This window comes from Polynucleobacter sp. IMCC30063 (genome assembly GCF_021395235.1).
In the GTDB taxonomy this organism is placed as follows: Bacteria; Pseudomonadota; Gammaproteobacteria; order Burkholderiales; family Burkholderiaceae; genus Polynucleobacter.
The window spans coordinates 40649-65848 of the sequence record NZ_JAJVCQ010000001.1 but is presented as its reverse complement, the minus strand read 5'-3'; the positions used below and the strand labels follow the sequence as shown (position 1 = coordinate 65848).

Genomic DNA, 25200 nt, shown 5'->3' with positions numbered 1-25200 from the left:
CCACGGATGGGTCTTAAGCCCTTATTTTGGAAGGGGTTACTGCTTTTCACTAAATACTGTCAGGATCGGCTCTGGCTCAATTAAAATAACTATTTATTCAAGTTTGTCCCATGAATGCTCCCCTCGGACTTAATCAGATACTCGCTGCTGAAACTGATTTACCCCGTTTGCGCGAAATACCCTACAACTACACCTCATTTTCTGATCGTGAGGTCGTCATTCGTCTATTGGGTGAGCAAGCTTGGCAGGCCTTAACAGAATTACGCGCTAGTCGACGCACAGGGCGCTCTGCCCGAATGTTGTTTGAGGTTTTGGGCGATATTTGGGTTGTACAACGCAATCCCTTTTTGCAAGACGATTTATTAGATAACGCTAAACGGCGCCAACTATTAGTGGATGCCTTGTGGCATCGCTTAAAGGAAGTAGAAAAACGCGTGACTGCCGATTCGGCCGAACAAGTTAGTATTTTGTTAAATGCCGCGCGGGGTGCAGTTGAGCGCTTTGAAGCTGAATTTATTACGGTTGCCGAACTGCGCAAGAAAGCGCAAAAAATATTTAGTCGGTTTACGGCTAATGACAATATTACGTTTGATGGTATCTCGCGGGTCGCGCACGTAACCGATGCTACCGATTGGCGGGTGGAATATCCCTTTGTAGTGTTGAAGCCCGATTCCGAAGCCGAAATACCTAATTTAGTCAAAGCCTGCATTGAATTAGGCCTCACCATTATTCCCCGTGGGGGCGGTACCGGCTATACCGGCGGAGCAATTCCGTTGTACGCCATGTCGGCAGTTATCAACACTGAAAAGTTAGAGCAGATTGGCTTAGTTAATTCAGTAAGCTTGCCTGGGCTCAGTACCTCAACCCCAACCATCTTTACTGGCGCCGGAGTAATTACCCGACGAGTAGCCGATGCAGCCGAGCAGGCTGGCTTGGTATTTGCAGTTGATCCAACTTCCGCTGACGCTAGTTGCATTGGCGGTAATATTGCCATGAATGCTGGAGGTAAAAAGGCCGTACTCTGGGGTACGGCATTAGATAATTTAGCCAGCTGGCGTATGGTAGATCCCCAAGGCAATTGGCTTGAAGTGAGACGCCTTGACAATAATCTGGGCAAAATTCATGAGGTTGAGTTAGCTCGGTTTGAGTTGACCTGGTCAGATGGGTCGGATGCCCCAGGCAAAAAAATTCTGCGCAGTGAGTTACTTGAGGTTGCCGGAAAACGGTTTCGCAAGACGGGTCTTGGCAAAGATGTAACCGATAAATTTTTAGCAGGCTTACCAGGCATTCAGAAAGAGGGTTGTGATGGTTTAATTACTAGTGCTACCTGGATACTTCATCAAATGCCGCAATTTATGCGCACAGTTTGCTTAGAATTTTTTGGGCCTGCCCGTGAAGCTATTCCCAGTATCGTCGAAATTAAAGCTTACATTGATCAGTTAAGTAGCCAAGGGGGCCCCATTTTGGCTGGCTTAGAACACCTCGATGATCGGTACTTAAAAGCAGTTGGCTACGCTACCAAATCTAAGCGCCATGGCTTACCCAAGATGGTTTTAATCGGTGATATTGCGGGTAATGATGAAGCTGCAGTGGCCGCTGCCACTAGCGAAGTCGTACGCATGGCTAATTTACGGGTGGGCGAAGGATTTGTCGCCGTTAGTCCCGAGGCACGAAAGAAGTTTTGGCTTGATCGCGCCCGTACTGCAGCGATTGCTCGTCATACCAATGCGTTTAAGATTAATGAGGATGTGGTAATTCCCCTGCCACGCATGGGCGAGTACACCGATGGTATTGAGCGTCTTAATATCGAACTTTCGCTTAAAAATAAACTGCAATTACTCGATGCTTTAGAGCACTATATAAAAAAAGAAAATTTGCCCTTAGGTAAAGAAGAAGATGAATTTGCAATACCTAGCGCAGAATTATTTGGCGATCGTCTTGAGCAAGCCAGCGATTTAATTGCCAACGTGCGGGCTCGATGGGCTTTGTGGTTGAGTGAGATCGAAAAATATTTTCCGCAATTACAAACCTATCAACTCCGTGCCTCATGGAAAACTGAAGTCAAGGCCGAACTAGAGACTATTTTTAGCGGGCTGGCATTTGAACCAATTAGACAAGAAATTATCGCTATTCATCAACGCATTTTGCGTAAACGCGTTTTTATTGCTTTACACATGCATGCGGGTGATGGCAATGTGCACACGAATATTCCAGTGAACTCCGATGATTATGAGATGTTGCAAGATGGCCATCTTGCTGTCGCTCGGATTATGGCTTTAGCCCGATCATTAGATGGGGTCATCTCTGGAGAGCACGGTATTGGTATTACTAAGCTTGAATATCTCACCGATCTAGAGCTGCAGGATTTTCGCGCCTACAAAAATACAGTCGATCCCAATGGGCATTTCAACAAAGGAAAATTAATGCCCCATGCCGATTTATCTCAGGCCTATACACCTAGTTTTGGATTGATGGGACATGAATCGATCATCATGCAGCAAAGTGATATTGGTGCCATTGCTGACAGTATTAAAGATTGCTTACGTTGTGGAAAATGTAAGCCCGTGTGTGCCACGCACGTACCGCGCGCAAATTTGTTTTATAGTCCCCGCGATAAAATTTTAGCAACCTCATTATTAATTGAAGCTTTTTTATATGAGGAGCAAACACGCCGTGGTATTTCTATTCGCCATTGGGATATGTTTGACGATGTTGCCGCTCATTGCACGGTTTGTCATAAGTGCTTAACGCCTTGTCCGGTGAAAATTGATTTTGGTAATGTGACCATGAATATGCGGAACTTACTGCGTAAAATGGGGCAACAACGTTTTAATGCAGGCACTACTGCCTCGATGTTTTTTCTCAATGCTACTGATCCCGAGACTATTCGCTTAGCCCGCAAGAGCATGATCGAGTGGGGCTATCGCCTGCAACGCATGGGTAATACCCTGCTCAGCAAATGGGCCGGTAAGCAAACGCTACATCCACCTGCAACACTAGGTAAGCCGGCTATTAAAGAGCAAATTATTTTCTTTGTTAATAAAAAAATGCCGGGCAATTTGCCCAAGAAAACAGCGCGCGCTTTGCTCGATATTGAAGATGCGAATTACGTGCCGATTATTCGTGACCCCGTAACGACTACGGCCGATACTGAGGCGGTATTTTATTTTCCAGGTTGCGGTTCAGAACGGCTTTTTTCACAAGTTGGCTTAGCGACCCAAGCCATGTTATGGAATGTTGGCGTGCAAACCGTTTTGCCCCCAGGCTATTTGTGTTGTGGCTACCCACAAAGAGGAACTGGCGACTTTGCGCGCGCTGACCAAATGATTACCGATAATCGCGTTTTATTTCATCGGGTGGCTAACACCTTAAATTATTTAGACATCAAAACAGTAGTTGTTTCCTGTGGCACTTGTTATGACCAATTGGCGGGTTATCAATTCGACTCAATCTTTCCAGGCTGTCGCATTATTGATATTCATGAATATTTATTAGAAAAAGGCGTGCATTTAACGGGGGTCACTGGCGTTCAGTATATGTATCACGATCCCTGCCATTCGCCGATGAAGCTCCAAGACCCATTAAAGACTGTAAATGAATTAATTCAAACTGAAAGTGGCGAGTTAATTCAGAAAAATGAGCGTTGTTGCGGTGAATCGGGCACCTTGGCCATTACTCGTCCTGATATTGCTACGCAAGTGCGGTTTCGCAAACAAATCGAGATGGAAAAGGGCGCCAAGGCCCTGCAGGAGAATTTCACAGGCACAGTCAAGGTTTTAACCAGTTGCCCCTCTTGCCTGCAGGGGTTATCACGCTTTGATGCAGACAGTGACACCAAAGCAGATTACATTGTGGTAGAGATGGCTGAACGTTTACTAGGGCACAATTGGATGCAAGACTATGTGACAAAAGCTAATCTGGGCGGTATTGAAAGGGTATTGGTTTAATGATTCCAACAAATGTGGTGTTGCATCAACAATCGAAGGTCTTAGAACTCGCCTATGAAGGCGGCAAGACCTTTTGTCTGCCGTTTGAGTTTTTGCGGGTTTTATCACCCTCTGCCGAAGTGAGAGGGCACGGCCCTGGCCAAGAAACACTACAAACAGGCAAGCGGGCGATACTAATTAGTAAGATTGAGCCGGTCGGCCATTATGCCCTCAAGTTTACTTTTTCCGATGGTCACGATTCTGGTTTATATGCTTGGGATTTCCTCTTTCATTTGGCCGAGAATCAAGAAGCCTTATGGGCAGAACATTTGCAAAAATTGGCTGATGCTGGCATTGACCGAGATACCCCAATGGGTCAAAAAGGCCATAGCTGTAGCCACTAATTGCTAAGCACTAATAACCTTATTAATAACGATGTTTACTTCTTAACTACCAAGTCATGACAAAAACCCACTTTGGTTTTGAAGACGTTGAGGAGGCTGAAAAAGCGACGAAGGTTGCTCAAGTGTTTCATTCGGTGGCGAATAAATATGACCTAATGAATGACTTCATGTCATTTGGATTACATCGGGTGTGGAAAAAATGGGCTATTACTTGTGCGCAGGTGAAGCCTGGACAAGTTGTTTTAGATATTGCTGGGGGCACCGGCGATTTGGCTGCCGCCTTTGCCCGTGCGGCTCAGTGGGGAAATAATCCCTCTGCCGAAGTTTGGCTTAGCGATATCAACGCCTCGATGCTGGGTACAGGACGCGATCGATTGCTAGATCAAGGATTAATGCTGCCCTGTGTGCAATTTGATGCTGAAGCCATTCCTTTTCCCAGCAACCATTTTGACGTCTTAAGCGTCGCCTTTGGCCTACGTAATATGACCCATAAAGAAGTGGCCTTAAGTGAAATGCTCAGGGTGATTAAGCCAGGGGGTAAGGTGCTAGTGCTGGAATTTTCACAACCTGATCGTTTCCTGCAACCGTTGTATGATGTTTATTCTTTTAAGGTCTTACCTTGGCTGGGCGAGAAAATTGCCAAAGATGCCGCTAGTTATCGTTATTTAGCTGAATCCATTCGCATGCATCCTGATGCAAAGACGTTAAAAGCCATGATGTTAGGCTTGGGTTTTGATGAGGTTGATACACACAGGTTGAGCGGAGGTATTGTCGCTTTACATATTGGGGTGAAATATTAGAACCCCTAGTTTATTAAAGGAGAAATTAACATGAAAATGCAAAATCTAAAATTGATTTTTGGCAGTTTGGTTTTACTCTTTGCTTTTATTGGGCAAGTTGATGCAGCCCGTTTAGGCGGGGGCAAAAGTATGGGACGTACCCCAACTGCGCCAATGCAACGCCAAGCTACCCCAGCACCGGTAGCCAAGCCTCCACAAGCCGCACCAGCACCAACCCCAGCAACTGCACCGGCAGCAGCGCCTAGTCGCTTTGGCGGATTTGGTGGAATACTGGGCGGTTTAGCAGCAGGACTTGGTTTAGGTTATTTATTTTCACATTTAGGCATGGGTGACATGGGCTCAGGTATCGCCTCCTTAATTACCGGTGTGTTAATTGCCTTTTTAATTGGTATGGTGGCGCTATTTATTCTGCGTCGCTTTGTACCTGCTTTTTCTAAAACCAATGTTGCGCCTGTTGACGGCGGTATGCAAAGAGCTAGCTATGGAGCAACTCCTCGTCAGCAAGAGCCTACTTTTGCGCCGGTTGCAAGTGCGCCAGTGGTCGAGGCGCCTCTCGATATGCCCCCTGGTTTCGATGAGCATGGTTTTTTGGAGAATGCCAAACAATACTTTATTAAATTACAAAAAGCCTGGGATGTTGGCGATTTAAATTCTTTACGAGAATTTGCTACACCAGAAATGTATGCAACGCTGCAACAAGATTTACAGGCTCGCTTTGAAGCCTCAAACCAAACCGATGTTGTTACCTTAGAGGCGCGTCTTTTGGGAATAGAAACTACAGCGGGTAGCTATCTATGCAGCGTACAGTTTTCAGGCTTAATTCGCGAACAGGTTGGCGCTCCAGCAAATTCATTTTCCGAAATTTGGAATTTATCGAAGCCAGTAGAAGGGCCTGGAGGTTGGGTTTTGGCGGGAATTCAGCAAGTTATTTAATCATGGAAAAGTGGGCTTTTAGGCCTTCAATTTGGAGCGCAAAAGCACTATCTAAGGCTATTAATCACGTCCTCAGTAAAGAGTCTTGGGCGCGCGCCGAGTTAGCAAGCCATGCTGGTAAGCAAATTCAACTGAGCTTACCAGTGGCGCAGGTGGCCTTCATGATTGACGATGTAGGTTATGTTGAGGCGCTTGATGCAACTGCGGTCTTAGACAATTGCAATTTAATCTTAAGTATTTCCCCTGGCGTGTTAGCAGAGGTACTTGCTACGCAGGGCGAGCTTCGTGAAAAAGCCTTTAAAGCCGTGAAAATAACTGGCGATGCCGACTTAGCGCAACTAATTGGACGCTTAGCGGGTCAATTGCGCTGGGAATATGAAGATGATTTAGCGCGCTTCATCGGTGATGCGCCCGCTCATTTTCTGGTGAAGCAAGTAAAACGCTTACATGAGGCAGGACAATCTGCAAGGCGTGACTTAATGGGGAACGTAGTTGAGTATCTCAGCGAAGAAAAGCAGGTACTTATTAAGCAAGCAGATTTTGCACTACATAAGTCTGCGGTCAATGAAACCCGCGATGCACTCGAGCGCTTAGAAAAGCGTATTCACCGTTTACAGCAAGGGACTGCGTAAATAGTGAGCCGCATTGTTCGTTTAAGTAAAATATTTTTTACTGCTTGGCGCTTTGGCTTACTGCCGCTCTTGCGCGATAGCCTTAAACCAGGGCTTCGCCGTTCTTTGTTAAGTGTTTTATGCTGGTTCTCGCCCAACACTTTGCCGCGCGGCGAACGCATTCGTTTGACTCTCGAAGCACTAGGACCCATTTTTGTTAAATTTGGGCAGGTACTTTCTACGCGCCGTGATCTCTTGCCAGAAGATATTGCCGATGAATTAGCTAAATTACAAGATCAAGTACCGCCATTCTCAAACGCCAAATCGCGTGAAATTATTGAGTTGGCATTAGGGAGTCCAATTGAAGATGTGTTTCTTAGTTTTGATGCCACTCCCGTAGCGAGTGCATCAGTAGCACAGGTTCATTTTGGGGTTTTGCGTGGCAATGAACAGCATCCCGAGTGGCGTGATTATTTAGTCGCAGTGAAGGTATTACGCCCTGAAATATTACCGATCATTGAAGGTGACATTGCCTTAATGTACGACCTGGCTAAGCTAGTTGAGCGTAGCTCAGAAGACGGTCGGCGTTTAAAGCCCCGCGAAGTAGTGGCTGAATTTGACACGTATTTACATGATGAGCTTGACCTCATGCGCGAAGCGGCAAATGCAAGTCAGCTACGCCGATATTTTGCTGATTCTGATAAGTTAATGATTCCTGAAATGGTCTGGGATCTCTGTCATACCAACGTCATGGTGATGGAGCGGATGCATGGTATTTCGATTGGCAGAATGGATGAGTTACGTGCTGCGGGTGTCGATTTCAAAAAATTAGCGGTTGATGGTGTCGAAATATTTTTTACTCAAGTCTTTCAGTATGGGTTTTTCCATGCCGATATGCATCCAGGCAATATTCTCATTAGTCTTGAGCCCGATACATTCGGGCGTTACATTTCACTTGATTTTGGAATTGTCGGCACCTTAAGCCAGTTTGATAAAAATTATTTAGCACAAAATTTTTTAGCCTTCTTTAACCGCGACTATCGCCGCGTAGCAGAACTGCACGTTGAATCGGGGTGGGTGCCAAGCGAAACCCGCATTGAAGATTTAGAGGGTGCGGTGAGAGCGGTGTGTGAACCCTATTTTGATCGACCCCTCAAAGAAATTTCTTTAGGTATTGTGTTGATGCGCTTATTTCAAACATCACGACGCTTTAAAGTTGAAATTCAACCGCAGTTAACCCTTTTACAAAAAACCCTCTTAAATGTTGAGGGTTTGGGTCGCCAACTTGACCCAGACCTTGATTTATGGAAAACCGCAAAACCAATCTTAGAAAAATGGGTTAGTCGGCAGCTGGGTTGGCGTGGGCTCCTCGAGGGTCTCAAGGAAGAGGCGCCAAATTGGGCTAAGCTACTACCAACCTTGCCGCGCTTAATAGCTGAAAGTCTGGCGCAGCGCCCCCAACAAGACCGTAGCTTAGAACTCGAGGTGCTCAAGACCATATTAGATGAGGAGCGTCGCACCCGGCGTTTGCTAGCTGGCGCCTTGCTTTTCTTGGGTGGTTTTCTGGTCGGCGCCTTCCTGATAGCCTTGCAGTTACATTAATCTCCCGTTGCCGCTTCCAAACCGTTAAAATCATGGGTTGGGCATATTAATCAGATGAAAAAATACTTTATAGCTGGAATATTGGTGTGGGTGCCGATTGCGGTTACCGTTTGGGTAATCACATGGGGTCTCGGGCTGTTGGATGGCGTGTTTGGCTCAGTCATGCACGTTATTATTGCGGTTTTTCCGCGTCAATTTACCGCTGATCTCGAATACTTCCGTGCTTTGCCAGGGGTTGGTGTAGCCATCGTCGTGTTGGTTATTATCATCACGGGTCTCATGGCCATTAGTTTCGCAGGCCAATGGTGGGTGCGGTTTTGGGATAAACAGATGACCCGTATTCCCATTGTGCGCTCCATTTATCCTAGTGTTAAGCAAGTTTCATCAACCTTATTTTCAGGTAGCGGACAAGCATTTCGTAAGGCCTTATTAATTCATTATCCACATGCCAATTCCTGGGCAGTAGCATTCCAAATTGGCTCGCCTACCGAAGAGATACAAAATAAACTCGGCGGCGATTATGTCAACGTATTTTTACCTACCACCCCAAACCCAACCTCTGGTTTTTTTATGATCCTCCCCCGTAGTGAAGTCATTGAATTAGATATGAATGTTGAAGAAGCGCTCAAATACATCGTGTCAATGGGAACAGTACCTCCAATTGCTGCTAGTGCATTAAGCACAACACAGCTATCAAAGCCCTCTGCTTCATAGGAAATAAGTATGTCGATGCGAAGTCACACCTGCGGCCAAGTTACCGATGCTCTTATCGGCCAAGAAGTCACACTGGCTGGCTGGGTTAATCGCCGCCGCGATCATGGAGGGGTCATTTTTATTGATTTACGGGACCATCAAGGGTTTGTGCAGGTCGTTTGCGACCCCGATAGACCAGAGATGTTTAAGCTGGCTGAGCAAGTACGGAATGAGTTTTGTATTCAAATTATTGGTAAAGTACGAGCACGACCAGCTGGTACCGAAAATCTCGATTTAGCCAGCGGTAAAGTTGAAGTACTTTGTCATCGATTGCATATTTTGAATGCCTCTGTAACTCCACCTTTTTTGCTGGACGATGAAAACCTTTCTGAAACCACCCGTTTAACCCACCGCGTTTTAGATTTACGTCGTCCGCAGATGCAAAAGAATTTACGTTTACGTTACCAAGTTGCAATGGAAACGCGGCGCTATCTTGACGCTGCAGGTTTTATCGACATAGAAACTCCCATGCTGACCAAGAGCACACCTGAAGGCGCACGTGATTATTTGGTGCCGTCACGAGTTCACGATGGGCAATTTTTTGCTTTACCCCAATCTCCGCAACTATTTAAACAATTACTCATGGTGGCGGGTTTTGATCGCTATTATCAAATTACTAAATGTTTTCGGGATGAAGATTTACGCGCTGATCGCCAGCCTGAATTCACCCAGATTGATTGCGAAACTGCGTTTTTAAATGAAATAGAAATTCGCGAATTATTTGAAAAAATGATTCATCATATTTTTAAAGCCGTGATGCAAGTCGAGCTGCCCAAGCCTTTTCCCGTCATGCCGTATGCCGAGGGCATGGCTCGTTATGGTTCGGATAAACCTGATTTACGAATTGCGCTAGAGTTTACCGAGCTGACCGATGTCATGAAAGATGTCGATTTCAAGGTATTTTCTAGCGCTGCCAACCAAGCAGAGGGCCGCGTTGTCGCTTTATGTGTGCCAGGTGGAGCCCAAATAAGTCGGAGTGAAATTGATGATTACACCCAGTTTGTGACCATTTATGGCGCCAAGGGTTTGGCGTGGATTAAGGTGAACTCACGTGCGGAAGGCCGCAATGGTTTGCAATCGCCGATTGTAAAAAATTTACACGATGCAGCAATTAACGAAATTTTAAGTCGCACTAATGCACAAGATGGCGACATCATTTTCTTTGGCGCTGATAAAGCCAAAATAGTAAATGATGCGATTGGCAATTTGCGTTTACGAATTGGCCATTCTGCTTGGGGTAAAGAGCACGGTTTATTTACTGAAGGATGGAAGCCGCTCTGGATAGTTGACTTCCCTATGTTTGATTATGATGAAGGTGATGCTCGGTGGGTTGCTTGTCATCACCCTTTTACCAGCCCTAAAGATGAGCATCTATCTCTTCTCGATAGTAATCCAGGCCAATGTTTAGCCAAAGCCTACGATATGGTGTTAAATGGCAGTGAAATCGGTGGCGGTTCAGTGCGTATTCACCAAGAGGCAGTCCAAAGCCAAGTTTTTCGGGCCTTAAAAATTGGCCCAGAAGAGGCTCAGTCTAAGTTTGGTTTCTTGCTCGATGCCCTGCAGTATGGTGCGCCACCCCATGGTGGTATTGCCTTCGGCCTCGATCGTATTGTCACAATGATGACTGGTGCTGAGTCGATTCGCGATGTTATTGCTTTCCCTAAAACACAACGCGCTCAATGCTTACTTACTCAGGCTCCTAGCGCGGTTGATGAACGGCAGTTACGTGAATTACATATTCGCTTACGTCAGGTAAGCCCAGCGGGTTAACTTGAAAATACCAATTTCAGTATTGGTAGTTATTTACGATACCAGTGGCGCTGTTTTGCTAATTGAGCGCGCTGATCGTCAGGCGTTTTGGCAGTCGGTAACTGGCAGCCTCGATCATTTACATGAGCCATTAAAAACCGCAGCCGAGCGTGAAGTATTTGAAGAAACGGGAATTCAAGTGGCATTGTTAAACCCAACGGCATTACAAGATATGCATCACCAGGTTGAATATGAAATTTATCCACAATGGCGCCATCGTTACGCTGCTGGGGTTACACGCAATACAGAACATTGGTTTGCGCTTTTAGTTCCCCAAGCTAGCAAAATTACTCTGGCGCCTGATGAGCACATTGCCTACGAATGGCTGCCGCCCGAATTGGCTGCGTCTAAATGTTTTTCAGAGAGCAATCGTTTGGCCATTGAGACCTTATTTAAGCTATCCAATTGTGGTTAAGATAAGCGGATGAGACCAGCATCCCACCATCCAACGGACACACCTCCAGCAAACGCAAAGGGTGCTAGTGCAAAGCGCAGTGATTGGCGCGCCATCCGCGATTTATTACCTTACCTTTTAGAGCATAAGACCCGCGTTATCTTGGCTTTACTCTGTATGGTTGCAGCTAAATTTGCTAACTTGGGCATTCCCATTTTAATGAAGAGTTTAATTGATACGCTCAATATCAAAATTAGCACACCTCAAGCTGTATTAGCCGTCCCCCTAGCACTAATTATTGCTTATGGGCTATTACGGTTTTCTGCAGCTTTATTTAATGAATTAAGAGAGGGATTGTTCGCCCGGGTCACTCAAAATGCCGTACGTAAAGTAGCCTTGCAGGTCTTTGAGCACTTGCATGGGTTGGCTTTAAGCTTTCATTTGGCGAGACAAACCGGAGGGGTTAGTCGCGATATTGAGCGCGGTACGCGCGGTATTCAATCCTTAATTTCTTATTCCTTGTACAGCATTTTGCCTACGCTGATTGAGTTTGCTTTGGTGCTAGGATATTTTGCCTATAGCTATAACTATTGGTTTGCCGCGATAACATTAGTCGCCCTTGTTTTCTATATTAGCTTTACTGTCATGGTTACCGAATGGCGTACCCAATTTCGTCGCACCATGAACAAAATGGATTCGCGCGCTAATCAGAAAGCGATTGATTCGCTACTCAATTTTGAAACAGTTAAATATTTTGGTAACGAGCGCTTTGAGGCCCGCCGTTACGATGAAAATTTATTGCGTTATCAAACTGCAGCAATTCAATCGCAAAAATCGTTAGCCATACTTAACTTAGGTCAACAAAGTATTATTGGCGTTGGCTTAGTGCTTATTTTGTGGCGCGCTACATTAGGCGTTATTGATGGCACGATGACTTTAGGCGATTTAGTTTTAGTCAATACCTTGATGATTCAGCTCTACATCCCACTCAATTTCTTGGGTGTTATCTATCGTGAAATTAAACAAGCGCTCACAGATATGGATCGCATGTTTTCTTTACTGGAGACTGAAAAAGAAATCGCTGATATTCCAGGCGCGAAACCACTCGTAATCAATAACTATGCAACCGGTCCAAAAGTGCAATTTGAGCATGTTTCATTTAGCTATGAGGCGCGGCGAGAAATTTTGCATGATGTGAGCTTTACGATTCCTGCGGGCACCATCACGGCAATTGTTGGTCAAAGTGGTGCTGGTAAAAGTACGATAGCGCGGCTGCTATTTCGTTTCTATGATGTGCAGGCCGGCAAAATTCTAATTGATGGCCAAAATATTCAGTTAGTCCAGCAAACCAGTTTACGGAAAGCCATTGGTATCGTGCCGCAAGATACCGTTTTATTTAATGACACCATTGCCTATAATATTGCCTATGGCAGACCTGATGCAAGTATTACTGAGGTTCGTGATGCTGCTCGCGCCGCTCAAATTGATAGCTTAATCGAACGATTGCCTGATGGTTTTGAAACGCAGGTTGGCGAGCGCGGCTTAAAGTTGTCGGGCGGTGAAAAACAACGTGTAGCGATTGCACGCACCTTACTTAAACAGCCAGCCATGTTGCTATTCGATGAGGCGACGTCGGCGCTAGATTCTAAAACTGAGCGCGCCCTTCAAGAAGAGATGTTAGGGTTGGCGCGCAATCGTACGACTTTAATTATTGCCCATCGTCTTTCTACTATCGTGCATGCCGATCAAATTTTAGTGATGGATCAAGGACGTATTATTGAGCGCGGTACTCATCTTGAATTAGTTGAGTTCAACGGCAAATATGCGGAAATGTGGCAAATGCAAGAGCGCAGTGAAAATGCCGTACAAGATCACTAACTGAGCACATCAGCTAGTCATTGTTTAGAATTAGCTCATGATTAACAATACCCAAGCTATTTTGCAGCAAGCCTTTGCGGCTGCCTTACAACTAGCAGAACCACGCCATATCATGGCCGCTTGTTTAAAGCAGATTTTTCCTGCTGGTACAGAGCCGCAAGGCCGCTGCTTAGTGGTGGGCGCAGGCAAAGCAAGTGCTGCTATGGCAAGCGCCTTAGAGACTTACGCTGCATCAAGCTGGCCAAAGGCCAAGCTCGAGGGCTTAGTTTTAACGCGGTATGGTCATCGTGCGCCAACCCAAGCGATCCGCATCGTTGAAGCAGGTCACCCAGTGCCTGATCAAGCAGGTATGGATGGGGCAATTGAAATTCTACAGCGCGTGCAAGAACTGCAGGCCGGTGAGACACTCATCGTGCTGGTTTCGGGTGGCGGCTCGAGCCTTCTGACTTTACCCCAAACTGGTATCAGCATGGCCGATATGCGCCAAACCACTGAAGCCTTGTTACGGAGTGGCGCACCTATCGAAGAGATGAATATTGTGCGCAAACATCTTTCCGCCATTTTGGGTGGAAACTTAGCCCGTAGTGCGATGGCGCGCGGTGCACGGGTAGAGGCTTTATTAATTTCCGACGTCACTGGCGACCATCCTGCAGATATTGCCAGCGGACCTTGTGCAGCCGATTACTCTAGCTATGACAATGCGCTAGCCATTTTGGTTAAATACAATTTGAATGCGCGCAATTTACCGGCAAGTGTTTTACAACATTTGCAAGCTGGGAGCGAAGGGAAAATTCCTGAAACTTTAAAAGAAGCAGATTTAGTTGGGGCGCCAGTCCGTAATCATGTAATTGCAACTGCGCGCCAAAGCTTGCAAGCCGCTGCCAACTTCATCGCCAGTCAAGGCTATAACCCCATTATTTTAGGAGACACGGTTACTGGTGAAGCACATGATGTGGCTTTAGTTCATGCAGCTATTGCCCGCGAAATTATCCAGCATCAACAATGGGCCAAGTTGCCCGTAGCGCTTATTTCTGGGGGTGAATGTACTGTCACTATTCCGGCCGAGATGAAAGGTCGTGGTGGTCGTTGCAGTGAATTTCTTCTCGCCCTCTTGGCAGCGACGAGCGACTTACCCCATATCGCTGCTTTAGCAGCAGATACCGATGGCATTGATGGGAGCGAATCGAATGCTGGCGCTTGGTTTACGCCCGAGGTTCGCAAGCTGGCGAAAGAGCGGAACTTAAGTCCCACAGTATTTTTAATGAAACACGATTGTTATGGTTTTTTTGCAGAATTGAATGCTTTAGTCGATACTGGTCCTACACTGACTAACGTCAATGATTTCCGCATTATTTTGCTGGGGAAAAATTAAAGCCATGTCACTCAATTCGCTCGCCTCTATTAGTATGGTGAAACCAGACGACTGGCATTTACATATTCGCGATGGAGTGGTACTTAAAGACGTGTTATCGCATACCGTAAAGCAATTTGCGCGGGCAGTGATCATGCCTAATTTGCAACCGCCAATTACGACGGTAGCGCTAGCCCAAGCTTATCGTGAGCGCATCGAGTTGCAATTACAGCAACTAGCTACAAATCAATTTACACCGTTAATGACTTTGTACCTAACCGACAATACCGCGGCGACAGAGGTGCAAAAGGCCAAAGATGCGGGCATCGTAGGTATCAAGCTATATCCTGCTGGCGCCACCACCAATAGTGATTCTGGGGTGAGCAATTTAAAGCACTGCAGTGCAGTTCTTGAGGCAATGCAAAAAGCGAACTTGCCTTTATTAATTCACGGAGAAACGACTGACCCAAGCATTGACGTATTTGATCGCGAAGCAGTTTTTATTGATCGCGTTCTTGAGCCATTGCGGCGGGATTTTCCAGAATTGCGCATTGTCTTCGAGCACATAACTACATTGCAAGCGGCGCAGTATGTGCGCGATGCGCATACGGCGAATAAAAATATCTTGGGCGCTACTATTACCCCTCAACATTTACTGATGAACCGCAACGCTATTTTTTCTGGTGGTATTCGACCCCATCATTATTGTTTGCCAGTTTTAAAGCGAGAAGAACATCGTTTAGCATTGCTTGAAGTGGCTACGAGTGGAAATGCCCGTTTCTTTTTGGGAACCGATAGTGCACCCCATCCGAAGGGTTTAAAAGAAAATGCTTGTGGTTGTGCTGGGTGTTTTAGTGCTTTTAATGCCTTGGGTTTATATGCTGAAGCCTTTGAATCGCTTGGGCGGCTTGATCGGCTTGAAGCATTTGCCAGTTTTTATGGCGCCGATTTTTACGGTTTGCCGCGGAATACCGAAATCATTCGCTTACAAAAGCAGGCGCAGCTAGTGCCAACTGAACTACCTTTGGGTGATACCACCATCGTGCCATTGCGGGCAGGTGAAAGCATTGCGTGGTCGCTCACATAAGCGCTCTTATCCGCCCCAAGCTGAATTTACAATCTCATTTTTAAACTAAATTCTGGCGACTGCGTTAGACTTCAAGCGCAGAGTCAATTAGGCAATCGCCGCCTCTTTTAAGGAGGGGGAGGAAAGTCCGGACTCCATAGGGAAAGGTGTTGGCTAACAGCCATCCACGGCGACGTGCGGAATAGGGCCACAGAGACGAGCGTATTTAGTTACGGTGAAACGCGGTAACCTCCACCTGGAGCAATCCCAAGTAAGCAGACGATGAGGCGTCCCGCTGAGTCTGCGGGTAGGGAGCTTGAGCCGTCAGGTAACTGCCGGCCTAGAGGAATGATTGCCCCTAAATGAAAGTTTAGGCGACAGAATCCGGCTTATCGATTGACTCTGCACCTTCTCTCCATATAAATATGTTAGTGTGCGTTCACTTTATAAAAAAGTTAATTAAAACAGTAACTTATAGTTTTATTTCATTTAAAATCCGTGCAGCACATTTATAAGACTAGGGTAAACCCAAATAATTCTTGCAATGCACCATTACGCCAGATAGAATGAATTCATTGTGCGGTTTTTCCTTGTTTTCAAAAGGGGAATTACCGTCACTCCCAGTGTCTCCTCCACCCAAACAAAGGTGGATTTCAGCCCAGGACCTAGTCCTGGGCCTTTTTTTAGGTTAGAATTCAAGGCTTTACTAAATTATCGATCTAGCCAGCGGTAATGGTTTTACCAGTTAAGGTGCATAAAAACTGCGAGCCTGCAAACATAAGCAGGGCCAAGGTGAATGTAGTTTAGTTGGGGTAATAATGGCTATAACAATTAAAGAAAATCATGAAAACTTTTTCCGCAAAACCCGCTGAGGTAAAGCGTGACTGGTTCGTGATTGACGCTACGGACAAAGTCCTCGGTCGTGTCGCCAGTGAAGTGGCACTCCGTCTACGCGGCAAGCACAAACCCGAATTTACCCCCCACGTTGATACCGGCGATTTTATCGTCGTCATTAACTCTGCCAAGCTACGCGTTACCGGTACTAAGGGCTTAAACAAAATTTATTACCGTCATAGCGGATACCCAGGTGGTATTAGCTCGACTAACTTTGACAAAATGCAAGAGCGTTTTCCAGGTCGTGCATTAGAAAAAGCGGTTAAAGGTATGTTACCTAAAGGCCCACTCGGCTACGCCATGATTAAGAAATTGAAGGTGTACGGCGACGCCGATCATCCACATTCGGCTCAACAGCCTAAAGCGCTAGAGATCTAAGGACCCCATATGGCAACGAATTACGGAAATTGGAATTACGGTACTGGGCGTCGCAAGAGCTCAGTTGCACGTGTATTTATTAAATCAGGCAAAGGCGACATTATCGTTAATGGTAAGCCCATTGATGCTTATTTTGCACGTGAAACTTCGCGCATGATTGCGCGTCAACCATTGGCTTTAACTAGCCATCTCACTACTTTTGATATTAAAGTGAATGTCCATGGTGGTGGCGAAACAGGCCAAGCTGGTGCAGTGCGCCACGGTGTTACTCGGGCTTTAATTGATTACGATAATGCTTTAAAACCGACCTTATCAAAGGCTGGTTTAGTCACTCGTGATGCACGTGAAGTGGAGCGTAAAAAGGTTGGTTTACATGGCGCGCGTCGCCGTAAACAGTTTAGTAAGCGTTAATTTCATTCAAACTGTTTTCGACAGGGTCGCGCAAGCGGCCCTTTTTGTTTTTACAATACGCATATAGAGTGGGGTAATGAGGAGAAGGTCATGATTAAAGTTGGCATTGTGGGCGGAACGGGCTATACCGGCGTGGAGTTGTTGCGGCTATTGGCGCAGCATCCCCAGGTTCAGATTGAAGCAATTACATCGCGTAGCGAAGCCGGCATGTCTGTTGCAGAGATGTTCCCCTCTTTGCGGGGGAAGCTAGATTTAGTATTTACAACCCCAGACGCCGCTAATCTAAAAAAATGTGATGCAGTATTTTTTGCTACACCGCATGGCGTGGCTATGTCACAAGCTAAAGAACTATTAGCGGCTGGTGTAAAGATTTTAGATTTAGCCGCCGATTTTCGTTTAAAAGATCCTGCCGAATTTGCGCAATGGTATGGCATGCCGCATGCTTGCCCCGAAATCTTGGCCGAAGCGGTATATGGCTTACCTGAAATCAATCGGGCAGCAATTCAACAAGCACGAGTGATTGGTTTAGCAGGGTGCTATCCAACTTCAGTGCAATTGGGTTTAGCCCCTTTATTAGCGCCAAGTAATAATCAAGCGGGCGCCTTGGTCGATACCGAACATATTATTGCCGATGCAAAATCGGGCACTTCTGGTGCTGGTAGAAAAGCAGAAATTGGTACTTTGCTCGCCGAAGCTAGTGATAATTTTAAGGCTTATGCAGTCAAGGGCCATCGCCATCTACCAGAAATTACCCAAGGCTTGAAAGCGATTGCGGGTCATGAACAAATCGCCCTTACTTTTGTACCGCACTTAACCCCCATGATTCGGGGTATTCATGCAACTATTTATGCGCGTTTAACAGCGCGTGGGATGACCCAAGATTATCAGCAACTCTACGAAAATTATTATCGTGACGAGCCCTTTGTCGATGTTATGCCTGCGGGAAGCCATCCTGAAACCCGTTCAGTACGGGGTAGCAATAACATCAGAATAGCGCTTCATCGCCCAGCAAATGGCGATACTTTGGTAATTTTGGTGGTCGAAGATAACTTAGTAAAAGGGGCCTCGGGGCAGGGGGTGCAATGTCTCAATTTAATGTTCGGTTTACCTGAAACGATGGGTTTAGAGCAAATTGCCCTATTGCCATAAGGGGATATTGTTAGATCATTACAGTTTTATTGGCCTCAGTAAGCGCTTTGCTTTTAAGCACCACTTGTGCAGACTCGGGATTTAAAGCCTAAAATGAGCTATTGTCTTTTGACTAAGGAGTTTTGTTATGACACAACCATCCGTTACTACTGATACTGCTATTGATGCCACTGTTGCTGGTGCCGCGGCTGTTGCCACCATTGCCAGCACTCTAGATTCATCGGAGCCACCAACCCCACTTATTTTTACCGATAGTGCTGCAGCTAAGGTAGCTGATCTCATTGCTGAAGAAGGTAATAATGAACTAAAGTTGCGCGTGTTTGTTCAGGGCGGCGGCTGCTCCGGTTTTCAATACGGCTTCACGTTTGATGATGCAGTCAATGAAGACGATACTCAATTTGAAAAAAATGGTGTGACCTTATTGGTAGACTCAATGAGTTTTCAATATTTGGTGGGCGCAGAAATTGATTACAAAGAAGATATTAATGGTTCACAGTTTGTGATTAAAAACCCCAATGCAACGACTACCTGTGGCTGCGGCTCGTCATTCTCAGCCTAACTTTTACACATTTATTTAGGGTAATAGGCGCCTAGTACACGGGGTCCTGTTGCACCTGTTACGGCCGGCAGATTTGCTGGCCGTTTGTTTATGTGAGCCCAAGCTAGCCAAGCAAAAGCTAAGCCTTCAACCCATTGCGGCTGAACTCCATGGTCAACGCTTAAGTCAATCGCTAAAGAGTGTCCCAACACTTCTACTGCATTTGCGCGTAGTAAGGAAATTAAAGCCGTGTTATTGGCACCTCCGCCACAAATGATGAGGCGCTCTATCTGGGGAAAATAGTGTTTTAGGGTGTTGGATACGGTAGCGCAGGTGAGCGCCATTAACGTTGCCTGCACGTCTTCGGGCTTGCGCTTTTGGCCCATCAAATGGTATTCAAGCCAAGCTAAGTGAAAGTAATCTCGTCCAGTACTTTTGGGTGGCGCTTGTTGAAAATAAGGTTCGCGAATCATGGCTTGGAGTAATGTGGTGTCACATCTGCCACTTGCTCCCCACGCACCACCCTCATCAAAGGGCTTACCTAGACTAGTTTGTATCCAGCTATCAAGTAATAGGTTGGCAGGCCCAGTATCAAAACCCATGACTGAACCTCCTGCTTTTGGTAAGAGGGTTACATTAGCAATACCACCAAGATTGAGGACTACCCGATTTTCGGTAGTTGAGTTAAATTGCTGCGCATGAAAGGCGGGCACTAAAGGTGCACCTTGCCCCCCAGCAGCTAAATCACGTTGGCGAAAATCGGCGACGACAGCAATACCCGATTTTTCTGCCAATAATGCCGCATTGAGAGTTTGGTGCGTATAAGCATGACCATTTAGCAGGCTTGGCTGGTGACGAATTGTTTGGCCATGCGCACCAATTGCAATAATATCTTGTGCTTGCAGTTGTGCTTTAGTAAGCAATGTTTCTAGCACTTGAGCATAGGCCAGCGCTAAATCATTTGCAGCTAAATGCTCGCGATGGATTTCATTAACGCCCGCACTTTGTAATTCAAATAGCATTTGCCTAAGGGCTGGGGCAAAAGGGGCGCTGACACACTCAAGCGGCTGGGTTTGGCCATCTGCAGCAATTTTGGCCAAGACTGCGTCAACACCATCTAAGCTCGTGCCCGACATGATGCCCACATAAAAGGCTGCTGGTGTGGCGATGGCTAATCCCTCCATTTGATGGTTTTTCAGCCTATTCCTAAGAGATGCGACAATGACATGGATTCATTTTAGACAATGACAAGGCAACTTACTCACACGCCCATTTAATTCAGTATGACGGCTAAAAACCAGCAAAACAACTTCCCTTTGACTCCGGCTGTATTTACAGCGCTAGAAGTGACCAAACGCGGCTGCGACGAGCTGTTAGTTGAGGCCGACTGGCTGACTAAGTTAGCTCGCAGCCAAGCCACTGGGCAGCCCTTACGGATTAAATTAGGGCTTGACCCCACCGCCCCAGATATTCATTTAGGGCATACAGTGGTATTAAACAAACTGCGTCAATTACAAGATTTAGGCCATACCGTAATTTTCTTAATTGGCGATTTCACCAGCATGATTGGTGACCCCTCGGGCCGCAATTCAACCCGCCCACCATTAACCGCTGAGGCTATTGCAGAAAATGCCCAGACTTATTACAAGCAAGCGAGTATGGTTCTAGATGCGGATAAAACCGAGGTCCGTTACAACAGCGAGTGGTGTGACCCACTAGGCGCGCGCGGCATGATTCAATTAGCGGCAAAATATACTGTGGCGCGTATGCTTGAGCGTGATGATTTTACGAAACGGTATAAGAGTGGCACACCAATCTCGGTCCATGAATTTTTATATCCCTTAATGCAAGGCTATGACTCAGTAGCCTTGAAAAGTGATTTAGAGCTTGGGGGCACCGATCAAAAATTTAATTTACTAGTAGGCCGTGAATTACAACGTGAGTATGGCCAAGAACCCCAGTGCATCTTAACGATGCCCTTGCTGGTTGGGCTTGATGGCGTTGAAAAAATGAGTAAGTCTAAAAATAACTATGTCGGTATTAGTGAGTCAGCGAATGAAATGTTTGGCAAGCTCATGAGTATTTCGGATGAGTTAATGTGGGATTACTATTTACTTTTATCATTTCGTCCCGTAGCGGAAATTGATTTAATGAAACAAGAAGTTGCTGCGGGCCGTAACCCGCGCGACTGTAAAGTGCTACTCGCACAAGAAATAGTAAGTCGTTTTCATTCAAGCCAAGCAGCCGATAAAGCCCTCGAAGATTTTAATCATCGCGCTAAGGGAGGGGTGCCCGACGATATCCCCGAGCTAGCCCTCCAAGGCGCCCCCTTGGGCCTTGCAGCCCTTTTAAAAATGGCTGGTTTAGCGCCATCGACCACCGAAGCAAATCGCAATATTGAACAAAACGGCGTGAAGATTGATGGTGTGGTGATTAGCGATAAAACGATAAAACTCGAAGCTGGAAATTATATTGTGCAGCTTGGGAAGCGCCGCTTTGCAAAAGTAACGCTCACTAAATAAATTACTAACTCAGTAAATCGAGATTAGCCGAATTATTTGGCGGTGTTAAACCAAAGTGCTCATAAGCTAACCGCGTTGCAATACGGCCACGCGAGGTACGCTGTAAGTAACCCTGCTGAATTAAATAAGGCTCTAAAACATCTTCGATCGTATCGCGTTCTTCGCCAATGGCCGCCGCTAAATTATCGATTCCTACTGGGCCACCATCAAATTTATACAAAACGGCTTCTAATAATTTGCGATCCATCACGTCAAAACCACTAGGATCAACATCTAACATGAGTAGGGCAGCATCGGCAATTGCTTTGGTAATGATGCCGCTACCTTTTACTTCGGCAAAATCACGCACCCTGCGCAAGAGGCGGTTAGCAACCCGTGGCGTACCCCTAGCCCGCTGAGCAATTTCAACCGAGCCTGCCGGATCAATTTTCGCTTTGAGTAAATTGGCCGAACGTTCAATAATGCGGGTTAATTCTTCAGTGGTGTAGAACTCCAGTCGCGCGACAATACCAAAGCGATCGCGTAAGGGGTTGGTTAACATCCCTGCACGGGTGGTTGCGCCAATTAAGGTAAAGGGTTTTAGCTCTAATTTCACACTGCGCGCCGCAGGGCCTTCGCCAATCATAATATCGAGGGTGTAATCTTCTAAGGCTGGATACAAAATTTCTTCAACAATGGGCGAAAGGCGATGAATCTCATCAATGAATAAGACATCATTAGTTTCGAGATTGGTTAATAAAGCAGCTAGGTCGCCAGGCCGATCAAGTACTGGCCCACTAGTTTGGCGTAAGTTGACCCCTAGTTCACGGGCAATAATATGCGCTAAGGTTGTTTTTCCAAGCCCAGGCGGGCCAAAGAGTAAAACATGATCAAGCGCTTCTTGGCGCGCGCGGGTGGCGGTAATGAAAATTTCAAGTTGTTCGCGGGCTTTGGTTTGGCCGACATACTCATCAAGTTGTTTGGGACGGAGAGCCCTTTCAAATAGGGCTTCAGAATTACCAGCTGCGCTGACAATGCGCTCTATCCCACCATCTTCGGGTTCTGCACTTAAGTCATCAGTATGGATTGCCATGCTAGCAGTGTATTCGTTTGCGAGAAATTAAATTTTAGAAAGTGATTTTAGGCCTAAGCGAATGCCCTCAGAAACCGAGGTATCAGGCGGTATTTGCTTAAGAGCAAAGAGAGCCTCTTTTTCGGAATAACCTAAGGAGAGAAGCGCTTGTAGTACTTCGCTATTAGCTAGGGTAATCGAAGAACTGCTAGCACCATCGACACCGATGCCTAAATCGGGCCCCAACTTTCCTTTTAGTTCAAGCAGCAGGCGCTCTGCGGTTTTTTTGCCGATACCGGGCACTTGGGTTAAGCGAATTGTTTCTTGAGCAGCAATGGCTTGTACTAACTCGTTCACACTCATACCAGAAAGCAGGGCTAAAGCGGTGCGCGAACCCACCCCGCTTATTTTAATTAAAGCCCGAAAGGCCATGCGCTCATTTTCAGTGGCAAAACCAAACAGCTGTTGCGCATCTTCGCGAACCTGAAAGTGCGTTAATAAGGTGACCATTTGATTGAGCTTGGGTAAACCATACAGGGTGCTCATTGGTACATCAATTTCATAGCCCACACCTTGGCAGTCGACTAAAAGCCGCGGCGGATGAATTGCAATCAGAGTTCCGTAAATTCGACCAATCATAGACAGCCATTATCCTTTGAAGTGATGGGCAGCACAAATTGCCACCCCTAAGGCATCAGAGGCATCTGTTCCAGGCGCGCGATTGAGGCGTAATAAGCGTTTAATCATGTCTTGTATTTGGGCTTTTGCAGCACGACCCGTACCAACAATTGATTGCTTTACACGTAAGGCACTGTACTCTGCAACGGGTAGTTTTGCCGCCACTAGGGCAGCAATTACAGCGCCACGGGCTTGCCCCAACATCAAAGTCGAGCGGGGATTAACATTCAAAAAGACCTCTTCAATTGCTGCGGCCTCGGGATGGTATTGGTCTAAAACTTCTGTAATGCCCACATAAAGGGTGCCTAGTCTTTCAGGTAAGCCCTTACTAGGATCGCCGCTTTGAATCGTCCCTGATGCTACATAGCGCAATTGTTGTCCATCAACATCAATAATCCCAAATCCAGTTGTACGTAAGCCTGGGTCGATACCGATCCAACGCATCGGCTTAGTGACGGAAATGGCGAACGCCAGTAAAGACCATGGCAATGCCTGTTTCATTCGCAGCCGCAATAATTTCCTCATCACGCATGCTGCCACCCGGCTGAATGACACTAGTTGCACCTGCCGCAACTACTACATCAAGGCCGTCGCGAAATGGAAAAAAAGCATCGCTAGCCACGACTGAGCCAATTAAACTTAAGCCTGCATGTTCGGCTTTAATTTTGGCAATACGGGCTGAGTCAACGCGACTCATTTGACCCGCACCGATGCCTAAAGACATGCCATTACCGCAATACACAATAGCATTGGACTTCACAAATTTAGCAATACGCCAAGCAAATAATAAATCGTCTAATTCTGCTGCGCTGGGCTGGCGTTGGGTAACAACCTTAAATTCAGTAGGCGAACAATTTTTTGTATCAGTAGTTTGTACTAAAAGGCCACCCCCAACTCGTTTAAAATCATACGTATTAGTAGCATTTGCCAGTGGAATTTCTAGTAAGCGCACATTTTCTTTGCTAGCAAAGACCGCTTTTGCTTCAGCCGTAAAGCTCGGGGCAATTAGCACTTCAACAAATTGCTTAGCAATTACCGCAGCAGCTGCGCCATCACAAACCGTATTTAGGGCAATGATGCCACCAAAGGCTGAGCTTGGATCTGTTTGCCAAGCTTTTTGATAAGCCTCAAGCGCGCTTGCACCCAGCGCAACTCCGCACGGATTAGCATGTTTAACAATTACACAAGCGATCGAATTAGTATCCAAGTGGTTTTGTGCTGGTAGAAAACTTTTGACACATTCCCATGCTGCATCAGCATCGGCAATATTGTTGTATGACAAGGCTTTGCCCTGTATTTGCTGATAATTCGCTAAAGCACCGGGAATTGGATTGATATCGCGATAAAAAGCAGCCGCTTGATGGGGGTTTTCGCCGTAACGCATCTCTTGCACTTTTTCAAAGGCTAAATGTAAGGTATTGGGGAAAAGCGAGCGTTGCTGATGATCGAGGCGGTCGTCTAAAGCAGATAAGTAGTTCGCGATCGCGCCATCATACTGTGCTGTATGAGCAAACACTTTTTTAGCTAAGCGTAAATTAGTAGCATAAGAAACAGAGTTGCGCTGTTGACGCATTTCAGTCAACACGCCTTCATAATCATCGGGAGAAATTAATACAGTTACATCTTGGTGATTTTTTGCTGCCGCTCGCAACATTGCAGGACCGCCAATATCGATATTTTCTACTGCCTCAGCAAAATCACAAGTTTCTTTTGCAACGGTGGCATTAAATGGATATAAATTAATAACCAAGAGATCAATCGTTTGAATGCCATGTTTTTGCAGCGCTGCCATGTGCTCAACAGAATCGCGCCTTGCTAGTAAACCCCCATGGACCATTGGGTGTAGAGTTTTCACTCGACCATCGAGCATTTCTGGAAACTGCGTTAAAGCAGCTACTTCAATCACTGATATGTTGTTTTCGGCCAATAATTTTGCCGTCCCACCAGTTGAAATTAACTTGACGCCAAGCTCATGCAGGGCCTTAGCTAAAGGCACAATGCCCGTTTTATCGGAGACTGAAAGTAGGGCGGTTTGAATCATTGTGAATAGTT

21 protein-coding genes, 1 other RNA gene and 1 pseudogene are annotated in these 25200 nt (G+C 46.2%); 18 read left to right on the top strand and 5 right to left on the bottom strand.

The window, feature by feature from the left end:
* Nucleotides 1-110: 110 nt before the first annotated feature.
* The 17 genes from LZG75_RS00310 (at nucleotide 111) to erpA (ending at nucleotide 18918) form a co-directional block, all read left to right on the top strand.
* On the top strand, nucleotides 111-3947 hold the full coding sequence (locus LZG75_RS00310) for an FAD/FMN-binding oxidoreductase (RefSeq protein ID WP_233934730.1): 3837 nt from the start codon (nucleotides 111-113) through the stop codon (nucleotides 3945-3947).
* A complete protein-coding gene (locus tag LZG75_RS00305; RefSeq protein WP_233934729.1) occupies nucleotides 3947-4330 on the top strand; it encodes a gamma-butyrobetaine hydroxylase-like domain-containing protein in 384 nt (127 codons plus the stop codon). The genes LZG75_RS00310 and LZG75_RS00305 overlap by 1 nt, the downstream gene beginning before the upstream one ends.
* A 56-nt stretch (nucleotides 4331-4386) precedes the next feature.
* Nucleotides 4387-5130 (top strand): bifunctional demethylmenaquinone methyltransferase/2-methoxy-6-polyprenyl-1,4-benzoquinol methylase UbiE, encoded by a 744-nt coding sequence (ubiE, locus tag LZG75_RS00300; protein WP_233924538.1) that lies wholly within the window; start codon nucleotides 4387-4389, stop codon nucleotides 5128-5130.
* A 30-nt stretch (nucleotides 5131-5160) separates the two neighbouring features.
* Entirely contained in the window at nucleotides 5161-6063 is a 903-nt protein-coding gene (locus LZG75_RS00295; RefSeq protein ID WP_233934728.1) for a Tim44 domain-containing protein, read from the top strand.
* A gap of 2 nt (nucleotides 6064-6065) precedes the next feature.
* Nucleotides 6066-6695: an SCP2 domain-containing protein gene (locus tag LZG75_RS00290; protein WP_233934727.1), complete on the top strand. Its 630-nt coding sequence runs from the start codon at nucleotides 6066-6068 to the stop codon at nucleotides 6693-6695.
* A 3-nt stretch (nucleotides 6696-6698) separates the two neighbouring features.
* Nucleotides 6699-8276 carry a ubiquinone biosynthesis regulatory protein kinase UbiB gene (ubiB, locus tag LZG75_RS00285; RefSeq protein ID WP_233934726.1) on the top strand — a complete coding sequence of 526 codons (1578 nt, stop codon included), beginning with the start codon at nucleotides 6699-6701 and terminating at the stop codon, nucleotides 8274-8276.
* A 54-nt stretch (nucleotides 8277-8330) separates the two neighbouring features.
* On the top strand, nucleotides 8331-8990 hold the full coding sequence (locus LZG75_RS00280) for a DUF502 domain-containing protein (protein WP_233934725.1): 660 nt from the start codon (nucleotides 8331-8333) through the stop codon (nucleotides 8988-8990).
* 9 nt (nucleotides 8991-8999) lie between these two features.
* Nucleotides 9000-10799, top strand: coding sequence for an aspartate--tRNA ligase (aspS, locus tag LZG75_RS00275; protein WP_233934724.1), 1800 nt, complete (start codon nucleotides 9000-9002; stop codon nucleotides 10797-10799).
* A gap of 1 nt (nucleotide 10800) precedes the next feature.
* A complete protein-coding gene (gene nudB, locus LZG75_RS00270; RefSeq protein ID WP_233924547.1) occupies nucleotides 10801-11253 on the top strand; it encodes a dihydroneopterin triphosphate diphosphatase in 453 nt (150 codons plus the stop codon).
* Between the two features lie 9 nt (nucleotides 11254-11262).
* Complete coding sequence (locus tag LZG75_RS00265) at nucleotides 11263-13110, top strand: ABC transporter ATP-binding protein/permease (RefSeq protein WP_233934723.1); 1848 nt, start codon at nucleotides 11263-11265, stop codon at nucleotides 13108-13110.
* A 37-nt stretch (nucleotides 13111-13147) separates the two neighbouring features.
* Entirely contained in the window at nucleotides 13148-14482 is a 1335-nt protein-coding gene (locus LZG75_RS00260; protein WP_233924549.1) for a glycerate kinase, read from the top strand.
* A gap of 4 nt (nucleotides 14483-14486) precedes the next feature.
* On the top strand, nucleotides 14487-15548 hold the full coding sequence (pyrC, locus tag LZG75_RS00255) for a dihydroorotase (RefSeq protein WP_233934722.1): 1062 nt from the start codon (nucleotides 14487-14489) through the stop codon (nucleotides 15546-15548).
* Between the two features lie 79 nt (nucleotides 15549-15627).
* An RNA gene (gene rnpB, locus LZG75_RS00250) (RNase P RNA component class A) lies at nucleotides 15628-15935 on the top strand.
* 435 nt (nucleotides 15936-16370) lie between these two features.
* Nucleotides 16371-16799: a 50S ribosomal protein L13 gene (gene rplM / locus LZG75_RS00245; protein ID WP_233924550.1), complete on the top strand. Its 429-nt coding sequence runs from the start codon at nucleotides 16371-16373 to the stop codon at nucleotides 16797-16799.
* A gap of 9 nt (nucleotides 16800-16808) precedes the next feature.
* Nucleotides 16809-17210, top strand: a complete 402-nt coding sequence (rpsI, locus tag LZG75_RS00240) for a 30S ribosomal protein S9 (protein WP_233924551.1) — start codon at nucleotides 16809-16811, stop codon at nucleotides 17208-17210.
* Between the two features lie 90 nt (nucleotides 17211-17300).
* On the top strand, nucleotides 17301-18359 hold the full coding sequence (gene argC / locus LZG75_RS00235) for an N-acetyl-gamma-glutamyl-phosphate reductase (RefSeq protein WP_233924552.1): 1059 nt from the start codon (nucleotides 17301-17303) through the stop codon (nucleotides 18357-18359).
* Between the two features lie 127 nt (nucleotides 18360-18486).
* Complete coding sequence (gene erpA / locus LZG75_RS00230) at nucleotides 18487-18918, top strand: iron-sulfur cluster insertion protein ErpA (RefSeq protein WP_233924553.1); 432 nt, start codon at nucleotides 18487-18489, stop codon at nucleotides 18916-18918.
* Between the two features lie 11 nt (nucleotides 18919-18929).
* Here erpA and LZG75_RS00225 read toward each other — a convergent pair whose 3' ends face one another.
* Nucleotides 18930-20081: an anhydro-N-acetylmuramic acid kinase gene (locus LZG75_RS00225; RefSeq protein ID WP_233924555.1), complete on the bottom strand. Its 1152-nt coding sequence runs from the start codon at nucleotides 20079-20081 to the stop codon at nucleotides 18930-18932.
* A gap of 99 nt (nucleotides 20082-20180) precedes the next feature.
* On the opposite strand from LZG75_RS00225, the gene tyrS reads away from it, so the two are divergent.
* Entirely contained in the window at nucleotides 20181-21419 is a 1239-nt protein-coding gene (tyrS, locus tag LZG75_RS00220; RefSeq protein WP_233924557.1) for a tyrosine--tRNA ligase, read from the top strand.
* A gap of 4 nt (nucleotides 21420-21423) precedes the next feature.
* Here tyrS and ruvB read toward each other — a convergent pair whose 3' ends face one another.
* From ruvB to purH, 4 genes and pseudogenes are all read right to left on the bottom strand, one after another.
* The gene (gene ruvB / locus LZG75_RS00215; protein WP_233934721.1) at nucleotides 21424-22491 is read right to left on the bottom strand and encodes a Holliday junction branch migration DNA helicase RuvB; all 1068 of its coding nucleotides are present in this window, start codon (nucleotides 22489-22491) and stop codon (nucleotides 21424-21426) included.
* Nucleotides 22492-22518: 27 nt separating this feature from the next.
* Entirely contained in the window at nucleotides 22519-23109 is a 591-nt protein-coding gene (gene ruvA / locus LZG75_RS00210; protein ID WP_233934720.1) for a Holliday junction branch migration protein RuvA, read from the bottom strand.
* 24 nt (nucleotides 23110-23133) lie between these two features.
* Nucleotides 23134-23592 (bottom strand): annotated as a pseudogene (ruvC, locus tag LZG75_RS00205) (crossover junction endodeoxyribonuclease RuvC); the annotation flags it as partial.
* Between the two features lie 4 nt (nucleotides 23593-23596).
* Nucleotides 23597-25189, bottom strand: a complete 1593-nt coding sequence (gene purH, locus LZG75_RS00200) for a bifunctional phosphoribosylaminoimidazolecarboxamide formyltransferase/IMP cyclohydrolase (RefSeq protein ID WP_233934719.1) — start codon at nucleotides 25187-25189, stop codon at nucleotides 23597-23599.
* Nucleotides 25190-25200 lie beyond the last annotated feature (11 nt).

Coding starts and splice junctions, on each gene's coding strand:
- LZG75_RS00310 (WP_233934730.1), top strand. CDS start 111: ATGAATGCTCCCCTCGGACTTAATCAGATACTCGCTGCTGAAACTGAT.
- LZG75_RS00305 (WP_233934729.1), top strand. CDS start 3,947: ATGATTCCAACAAATGTGGTGTTGCATCAACAATCGAAGGTCTTAGAA.
- ubiE (WP_233924538.1), top strand. CDS start 4,387: ATGACAAAAACCCACTTTGGTTTTGAAGACGTTGAGGAGGCTGAAAAA.
- LZG75_RS00295 (WP_233934728.1), top strand. CDS start 5,161: ATGAAAATGCAAAATCTAAAATTGATTTTTGGCAGTTTGGTTTTACTC.
- LZG75_RS00290 (WP_233934727.1), top strand. CDS start 6,066: ATGGAAAAGTGGGCTTTTAGGCCTTCAATTTGGAGCGCAAAAGCACTA.
- LZG75_RS00280 (WP_233934725.1), top strand. CDS start 8,331: ATGAAAAAATACTTTATAGCTGGAATATTGGTGTGGGTGCCGATTGCG.
- aspS (WP_233934724.1), top strand. CDS start 9,000: ATGTCGATGCGAAGTCACACCTGCGGCCAAGTTACCGATGCTCTTATC.
- LZG75_RS00265 (WP_233934723.1), top strand. CDS start 11,263: ATGAGACCAGCATCCCACCATCCAACGGACACACCTCCAGCAAACGCA.
- LZG75_RS00260 (WP_233924549.1), top strand. CDS start 13,148: ATGATTAACAATACCCAAGCTATTTTGCAGCAAGCCTTTGCGGCTGCC.
- pyrC (WP_233934722.1), top strand. CDS start 14,487: ATGTCACTCAATTCGCTCGCCTCTATTAGTATGGTGAAACCAGACGAC.
- rplM (WP_233924550.1), top strand. CDS start 16,371: ATGAAAACTTTTTCCGCAAAACCCGCTGAGGTAAAGCGTGACTGGTTC.
- rpsI (WP_233924551.1), top strand. CDS start 16,809: ATGGCAACGAATTACGGAAATTGGAATTACGGTACTGGGCGTCGCAAG.
- argC (WP_233924552.1), top strand. CDS start 17,301: ATGATTAAAGTTGGCATTGTGGGCGGAACGGGCTATACCGGCGTGGAG.
- erpA (WP_233924553.1), top strand. CDS start 18,487: ATGACACAACCATCCGTTACTACTGATACTGCTATTGATGCCACTGTT.
- LZG75_RS00225 (WP_233924555.1), bottom strand. CDS start 20,081: ATGGAGGGATTAGCCATCGCCACACCAGCAGCCTTTTATGTGGGCATC.
- tyrS (WP_233924557.1), top strand. CDS start 20,181: ATGACGGCTAAAAACCAGCAAAACAACTTCCCTTTGACTCCGGCTGTA.
- ruvB (WP_233934721.1), bottom strand. CDS start 22,491: ATGGCAATCCATACTGATGACTTAAGTGCAGAACCCGAAGATGGTGGG.
- ruvA (WP_233934720.1), bottom strand. CDS start 23,109: ATGATTGGTCGAATTTACGGAACTCTGATTGCAATTCATCCGCCGCGG.
- purH (WP_233934719.1), bottom strand. CDS start 25,189: ATGATTCAAACCGCCCTACTTTCAGTCTCCGATAAAACGGGCATTGTG.